5 protein-coding genes are annotated in these 7,680 nt (G+C 57.4%); 2 read left to right on the top strand and 3 right to left on the bottom strand.

The window, feature by feature from the left end:
- The first annotated feature begins 602 nt into the window (after positions 1 to 602).
- On the top strand, positions 603 to 2,627 hold the full coding sequence (locus tag GGQ85_RS20325) for an Ig-like domain-containing protein (protein ID WP_309776026.1): 2,025 nt from the start codon (positions 603 to 605) through the stop codon (positions 2,625 to 2,627).
- A gap of 926 nt (positions 2,628 to 3,553) precedes the next feature.
- Here the strand turns inward: GGQ85_RS20325 and GGQ85_RS20320 are convergent.
- The gene (locus GGQ85_RS20320; protein ID WP_309776025.1) at positions 3,554 to 3,826 is read right to left on the bottom strand and encodes a hypothetical protein; all 273 of its coding nucleotides are present in this window, start codon (positions 3,824 to 3,826) and stop codon (positions 3,554 to 3,556) included.
- Between the two features lie 183 nt (positions 3,827 to 4,009).
- Between GGQ85_RS20320 and GGQ85_RS20315 the strand changes: the two genes are divergently transcribed.
- A complete protein-coding gene (locus GGQ85_RS20315; protein WP_309776024.1) occupies positions 4,010 to 4,249 on the top strand; it encodes a hypothetical protein in 240 nt (79 codons plus the stop codon).
- A 758-nt stretch (positions 4,250 to 5,007) separates the two neighbouring features.
- Here GGQ85_RS20315 and GGQ85_RS20310 read toward each other — a convergent pair.
- Both GGQ85_RS20310 and GGQ85_RS20305 read right to left on the bottom strand, forming a co-directional pair.
- Entirely contained in the window at positions 5,008 to 5,190 is a 183-nt protein-coding gene (locus GGQ85_RS20310; RefSeq protein ID WP_309772561.1) for a hypothetical protein, read from the bottom strand.
- 1,153 nt (positions 5,191 to 6,343) lie between these two features.
- Complete coding sequence (locus tag GGQ85_RS20305; RefSeq protein WP_309776023.1) at positions 6,344 to 6,724, bottom strand: hypothetical protein; 381 nt, start codon at positions 6,722 to 6,724, stop codon at positions 6,344 to 6,346.
- Between the last annotated feature and the right edge of the window lie 956 nt (positions 6,725 to 7,680).

Below are 7,680 nucleotides of genomic sequence, written 5' to 3'. Positions count from 1 at the left end.
GCTTCGCTGCTTGCGTGTCCACATCCCAAGTGTGAATCATATTCGCTGCGATACCGGAATCCCCGCCTAGCCCAATTTTCAAACAGGCTCTAAGCGGCCGTCAGCACCGGCACGGAGACCTAAAGGCAATATTGCTCAGCAATGGCGGTGCGTGCATGGCGATGCTGGCCTTTCTAATCTTGCTGGATCGATCCCTGTTATTCTGGCAGTCGGTGCAACGTTTGCTGCGCACTACCTTTATTCAGCGACATGCAGTCGTTAACCCCAAGACGGGCTTTCTCTTTCGGGAACAACTCACGATTGCTAGGATTAACAAATGGGCGGGTCTTTCTCCGACCCGTCCTCCTCAGAACCCGCCGGTGAGTCCCCTCACTGGCGGGTTCGCACGTTACCGACGCTTCATCCGGAACTCGATGACCTGCGCTGAGATTTCGATCTCCGCATGAACGGACATGGTCATCATGTCGTCCCAAAAAAGCCCTTCCCGATGACTAGAGCAGCAACCCTGCGCTGATGGGCGCATTTCGTTCGGTATTGTCGCCCGGGGGACCTCGATGGGGCGCGTGCCATGGGGAAACGATCGACTATTAGGAGAATATTAGATGGCAGCCATTCCTTTAAGTTGGAATGACCCGATGTTTAGCGGCGTTACAAGCTCGAATGCGGTCACACTGAAAAATGGGGCGACACTTTCGGACAAGAGTATCACCGATACGGGAAACATTGCTTCGGTTGTCGGCCAGGGCTCGTTTACTGTAGACCAGGTCCGCATTGATTCGAGAGAAGGTGTGCGTCTCGGGGGAGATGGCAACATCGTCATCAATAATTCATATATCGAAACAACCGGCACTGGTGCCGATCACGCCGACGGCATTCAGGCTTACAGCCCTGGTTCAAGTGGCAACCTGACTATCACGAACACGTCAATCGTATCGCATAATAGCGCCGCAAATGCTGGGCTCTTCATCGCGGACAATTACGGCGGCTCGGTCACCCTGAACAACGTGGTGTTCCAAGGAGGGCCAACTGGTCTGAAGATTTACGCAGATGATCAGCCCATCACTGTAGCCCTCAAAGACGTGTATTTTGTTGGGCCGTTCATGTTTGACCCGTTGGTTATTGAGGAAATCAGGTCGGACATACACATCACCCAATGGGATAATGTGCGTTATGCGACGATCGTGAACGGTGAACTCGTTCCGGGAGCTCTGATTAAGGCGCCCTTACCAGTGGAAGGTGGCACGACGGCACCTACGCCCGCACCATCGCCGGCGCCAGCGCCTACGCCGGGTACGACACTAGCTGCGCCCCATATCGATTCCTACTCGACCGACAGCGGGAAAGTTGGCGACGGTATTACCAACGACAACACCTTGACGCTGACGGGTTCAGCTCCTGTCAATACCACTGTGAATGTGTTCGATGGCGCGAGCAAGGTAGGCACCGTACAGGTGAACAGCAGCGGTCAGTGGAGCGTGACCACATCGGCACTGAGTGACGGCTTTCATAAGCTGACGGCGACGGATACTAACTCGGTCGGTAAGACCAGTGCGGCCTCGGAAGCCATTTCCGTTACGATCGACACTCATGCGCCTACCGCACCGAAGATGGGGATCTACTCGACGAGCGGCGCTGCGGTCAGCGGCACAACAGCGAATAACGACTTCATCCTGAAAGGGACCGCTGAAGCATCTAGCACGGTCAAGGTTTTCGACGGTGGTAACCAGATTGGTACCGCTACAACAAACAGCAGCGGTGCCTGGAGCTTTGAGGCGACCGATCTGGCCAATGGCGGTCACAACTTTACCTCCAAGGCAATGGACGCCGCCGGCAATACCAGCTCTGCCTCCGCAGCCAGCGGGATATCGGTGTCAGCGCCAACGACAGCTCCAACGCCAACTTCTGGTAAAATAATCGAGTCGGCTGGTGCGACAAGTCTCGTTGAGAGCGGTGACAAATATTATCTCAACAGTAGCAGCGGATCGGGCCCCTCGCTGAAGATTGATGGTGTGGCTTTTGTGGACGGGACCGATGGCACCTGGGCGCCAATTGCTGCGGAGAAGACGACGACGGGCTATCAGGTTGCCTGGAAGGAGGCGAGCACCGGTCTGTACACGGCCTGGAACACCGACAACAACGGCAACTACGTTTCCCATGTCAGTACCCTGACCGGCTCCACGTCGGGCGGCGCCGTGTCGGGTACGAACTCTGGCCTTAAATCGCTTGAGACGAGCTTCCATCAGGATCTCAACGGTGACGGGCAGATCGGTGCTTCCAGTGCAGCTGCGCCGACCGTTCCTACTTCGGGCCAGACGATAGTGGGCTCGACCGGAAACGACACTTTAAAGAGCACGACTGGCAACGACTTCCTCGTTGGCAACGGCGGCGATGATACATTTGTGTTTGCCGATAATTTTGGCAATGACACCATCAAAGACTTCGATGCAGTCGGATGGAGACACGATACGATCGAGTTCAGCAAAAGCGTGTTCGACAGTTTTGCGAATGTCCTTTCTCACGCAAGCCAAGTTGGTCAGGACGTCGTCATTTCCACTGGAAATGACTCGCTAACGCTGAAGAATGCCAAGCTAGCCGATTTCAATCAGTATGACTTTCACTTCGCGTAAGCGTGCTTGGTAGTGAAAGTCGAATCGCCTGAATTTGGCCTGATGCGTCACGCATCATCCGAAAAGGACAGGTAAGCAATCCCCCTTGTCCCATCCCAAACCCGCCGGCGAGTTTCTTCGTCGGCGGGTTTTGCTTTGGCTCTAATGGTAGGAATTTTCCTACCTGCAAACGCACAACGCCGCACGGCGGAATATGTTCGCCGACGGCGCTGTCTGGTTACTGGTCCTCAAAACTTCCCCAGCGATGATGAGACGATCGAACCCGATAAATGGTTCAAGCCAACTTTCGTATGCCGATTCAGTCTAGCGGTCTGCCAGAAGATCAATCCCTCCGGAGCGCTCAGATATCGCCCCGTCTCGCATATATCCGAAAATCGCGGGGCGTCATCGCTGCCCATGATGTTGATGGTAGGGCGAGTGTGTCGCTTCTCGTTTAGAAACGCGATGCGATAGCCGGAAGAACGGAAAGTTGACCTTCCGCCGGAGCGGGGTTTTCGTCCTACACGTCTATTTGCCTCTGCGGCGTCGGACCATTCGATAAACGCCATAAGCAGCAAGCAGCGGTAGCCCGGCCGCTCCCATCAAAGGCCCCGGAGCTCCGTGGACGCCGCCAGGCTTCCAGCCGGAGGAGGAGCCGAACAGATCGGTTGATAAACCGCCATTGTAATACACATAGCCAGTCCCGGCTGAGACTATCAGGGCCAAAATAATTAGGAAAAAAGGTTTTGTTCCAAGGAACGCCGGGGTCCACATCTGAGCCTCCCAAAAAATGGTTTCGAGCCCTCAATGCAAATTCAGAGAACAGGAAATCGTTTCAACTTATACGATTATTTAAACCAGTTGACCACATTTGAATTCAATTAAATAACCAAAACGGCCCGGGGCTCCCCCGCCGATTTCGACGGGGTGCGCAGGTTCGCCCATCACTATCGGGGCCAATGCTGCTTGCCACCCGTGAAGGCGGCGGGGAGGATGATTTCGGAAAACGGGAACTCGTAGAGGCCGGCCCGGGGGCTGCGATACAAATTCTCGTAGCAAGTGATGCTCTCGGCGACCGAGTTGGCATGTAGCGCCATATTGACGCTATTCGTTTCATCGCCGATTTCTTTGAGGTGTGCGAGATGGTCACCCAGCCGCGATGACAGCTTATCGATCTCCGCCAAAATCTGCTTGCCCTCGACGGCGTTCGCTTCCGGCAAGCCTCAGCCCGCTTACACAGAGCTTCGTCCTTGGCTGCGGCCTCAGCCGCCAATTCGGCTTCGATAATGGAGGGCAACTCCGACTGCAGATGTGCGATGCGCGCATCCAGCCGATCGATTGCGCGCTTGGTAGCGGCGCTGCTTTGCTCAACCGCTTGGTGCTCCGCGTCACTCAAGAGCATGATGCCGGAATACGCGACGCTCAACCCGCTGCTCGAAGCTATGTACAAGGAGTTCCAAGAGCTGTCCCGAAAGAAGCCCGATGGTCAAGTTGGGCAAACGAAGGTGCGCATGGTGAACAGGCTGCCGCAGGCCACCCATCAGTTGTTGGACGGAGAGCCCAACCGCGACTATCTGGACGAACTCAACGAGGACGATTGCCGCAAAACAGCGATGTCGTGCTCATACTCAGCCAGACCGTAGCGGCCATGAATGCTTTCGAAGCGAAATACTACGGGTGGGATGGCTCGGAACAGACTTGGTTCACTAAGTCCAAGCGGATTGGGTTAGCCCGCGCGGCTCATAGAGGAGCGCGGTGCTTCTGACCTGCCCGTCAAACAATATGAGCCCGTGTCGGTCGCCCGGGGCCGTGGCGTGGGCTGAGGCTTGCGAGAATACAAAAACCTGATACAAAACTCAGGACAGTTGCGCGAAATTCGATAGATTTATCAACGTTTTAGCTGAGCCATCGCGGTTCTCACCCAACTGCACCAACAAAATCAAATAGTTAGATAAAATTTGACCCGCTGCCGATAGCCGCGCTTCTCGTTGGGATTTGGGCATTCATCCGTTGGCCATCCGCGGGGCGGTTAGATGGGGTGCGCACGTGGCGATTTGTCGCATAGGAGAGTGTGTACGCGGGGGAGTCTTGCGCCCACGGCCTTCGGTCTGAAATGACCGGCTCGATTGCCCCGAGTCGTCTCCATTCAAAGGTGGGTCCGGCTGCGGCAACTATGCAAATCGGCGGCGTCAATGCCACACACTGCCCGCGGACCGAAGCCGACAAGGCCGGATGCGCGGTGCGCAGCGGCGGACGGCCCGTATCAACTCAACCCGTGAAGTTACCGACTGCGCTGTCGACCGGGCCGAGTTAAAAGCGAAACCGGGAGTGCTGAGACGAGCCGCCTGCAGAAAGACCCACGTGAAGCGTACAGCGGGCCACCCGGCGATGCTCGGCCCTATCAGGTGCCACCGCTATACTCAGTATCTTGTTGGCCGTGAGGATGTTTCGGGTCGATCATATCTGCCCTTACGGCCTTCCTGATTTCGGCTTTCCTGATTTCGTCCTCGTCGGCCTGCTGGCTCGGATTTTGACTTTGGTTCTGCTGTTGCAGGTCCGGATTTTTCTCGTTCTGATTGGACATAGGGAGCTCCTTTTTTATTGCCCCCACGGCCGAACATATAGTGACAGCCGGTGCTCTCTTGCAGAGTCGGGCCACCTTTTTTTGTCCCTCGTCAGCTTCCGATTTTTCAACCATTTGGCCTGAGCGCGGGGCTACATCAGGAACTGTGAAAACCCTGTGCGGTTGTTGTTCCTAGACAGGCATGGAGCGCAGGCAACATGGCATCCCCAAATGACAATCCCCCAGGGGGAAGGACCATATAAGGCGCGTCAACAACACCACGATCGGCTGGGCTATCGGTGTCGCAGTGCTCGTGTTGCTGCTCAGTCTCTCAGTCTTAACCGGGCGCGGCACGCCACCGAAATCCGGCGTGAGTGCGCCGAATACCGCAACGCAGACGCAGTCGCAGAGATGAGCATGAAACCGCCGGTCCCGACGGTCGCGGACGACATACGAACTGCGCAAGGCAACCGCTAGCCTTGCTGCCCATCTGACCGGCGGTGTCGGCATTGCCGACGCCACTCTGAGCTTGTCATGCGCCACCCCGCCGATTTCGACGGGGTGCTTCAAGCGATCTCACTGGCGGGGCCAATGTCACTTTCCACCCGCCAGTGCAGCAGGCAACCTCACATCGTCAAGCGGATGCTCGTGACGAGGGGGCTTCGGTCGGGTTCGAGAAACTACCATTTCGCGCTTTTCCAACGTCGGGACAATGACGATCTCGCGGCCGTCGTGATTATGAATCTCAGTAGCACCCCGGACCGGCTCGCCATCCGGGCCAATGGCCGCGCGCCGCACGTCCTCGCGCGGTGCTTCATACTGATACTTCGTCTTCTCCGTGTCGGCGGGACTACCGGGAAAGCGGTAGATCCAACACGGTACCTTCGCGCGTTGTTCCGTACCCTCGCTGCCGGGGGTGGTGCGGTGAATCTCTACGTAGCTCGCGACGGTCTCGCATAAGCCGACCAGGCTATGAAGTCATGCCGAATTGTACGGCGCGCGGAATCGAACTCGCGTTACCCGTTGCCCGCGTTCGCATATGGACGGGCGGCGAACCCTTAGGCTCTTCCGCTGCCATGCGCATGCGCAAGGCCAGCATGCCGTTTCCCGCATGCAGGCGCGTCCGTGTCCCGGAGGGATCGCAGTGAGGGTCCCTCCGGTGCTTCAGTTCGGATCAGTAGCGTCGATAGCCCCAGCCTCGAATTCCGCCGAAGTAACCGGGGCCCCACCCGCCGTAATAGACCGGAGCAAATCCGCCGTAATACGACGGAGGATAGCCGCCCCAGCTGCCGTAATAAATCGGTCTGTATCCGTGGTACGGGCCTCCGCCGTAGTACCCGTACGGCCCATAGTAGGAACCTGCCGCTGCGCCCGCTGCGACCGCGCCGGCGGCAAGGCCGACCCCGAGACCCGGTCCGTATCGCTGGGCCTGTGCAGGCGCCGATACGGCGAGCGCGCTTCCAAGCGTTGCCGCGGTCGCGATCATCATCAGCTTCTTCTTCATGTCGCTACCCTCCCACCAGGGGTCAAAAGCTGCTGCATAATGCGTTTGCATAATGCGTTCCATTCCGCTTTGGTTGCAATGGGTGCTGTGCTTCGACGCTTCCCTCTCAGATTTATGGTTTACTCTCTCCTGCGTCATCCCGGTGCCATGGCGCAAAACGAAAGCCGCCAGCCCGTTCAAGAGCTGGCGGCTTGCGCGACTGGGGACGAGGGGCCTTCGGGGGGTGCGGGTCCCTAGCGCGTGACCTTACGGCCAGATGTCGCTGCGGCCGGGCTTGGCGTACTTGATGTTCTCGTAGCCGTCCTTCGCGATCTTTTCGTCGAGCTGCTTCCGCTTCTCCGCGGTGAGCTGCTCCATCGTCTTGCCGGTCTCTTCTTGGCATCGGCGTCGAGCGTTCCGCTGGAGATGCTGCCTACACCGGTTGCGTCTGACATGGCTGTTCACCATGCTGGACATACGGGGAGGCTAACGGTCGCGCGCCGGGGGCGTTCCGGTCGAAACGTGGCTCAAATTGGGCAATTTAGCGGTCTTTACGCCGCATTCTGCGGCTGGATCACGAGCTCGATACGCGGGTTCTGCTTGTCGTAGGCGAGCGCGACCGTCACCTGCCGTATCTGGCTGGCCGTCGCCTTTCCCTCAGCGCTGATTTTCCCCGGCAGGCCTTCGCTCTCGGCCTGTCGCAGGACTGTCCCAAGCCGTCCTAGCTCATCCGCCGACAGAAACTGCTCTCGGTGATGCTCGGAATAGCGCGCGATCTTACGGCAAGGATTGGCGGTGCCGGAATCTCAAAACTGTCCGGTTATGAGAGATGCGATTGAGCAATTTTCTATAGGCTATCTCGCGGGCTCGGCGCTCCAGGAACCGCTCCTTGCAGAGCCTAGTGCATAGGTGGTGAAAGCCGACAAAGTGCCGGACTAGAACCGATCGACATTCATCGCATCCATATCATGGCTGCTGCGAGCTTGATGAAGCCTGTGAAGTGTTCTGTTCGCCTGTCGTATCGGGTG

Origin of the sequence: Nitrobacter vulgaris (assembly GCF_031453995.1) — a bacterium.
Classification (GTDB): domain Bacteria; phylum Pseudomonadota; class Alphaproteobacteria; order Rhizobiales; family Xanthobacteraceae; genus Nitrobacter; species Nitrobacter vulgaris.
The sequence above is the reverse complement of the archived record's forward strand: the minus strand, read 5'-3'. Positions and strand labels throughout refer to the sequence as shown.

Bases quoted from the DNA above. Each gene is read 5' to 3' on its own strand.
- GGQ85_RS20325 (WP_309776026.1), top strand. From the start codon at position 603: ATGGCAGCCATTCCTTTAAGTTGGAATGACCCGATGTTTAGCGGCGTT.
- GGQ85_RS20315 (WP_309776024.1), top strand. From the start codon at position 4,010: ATGCCGGAATACGCGACGCTCAACCCGCTGCTCGAAGCTATGTACAAG.
- GGQ85_RS20305 (WP_309776023.1), bottom strand. From the start codon at position 6,724: ATGCAAACGCATTATGCAGCAGCTTTTGACCCCTGGTGGGAGGGTAGC.
- GGQ85_RS20310 (WP_309772561.1), bottom strand. From the start codon at position 5,190: ATGTCCAATCAGAACGAGAAAAATCCGGACCTGCAACAGCAGAACCAA.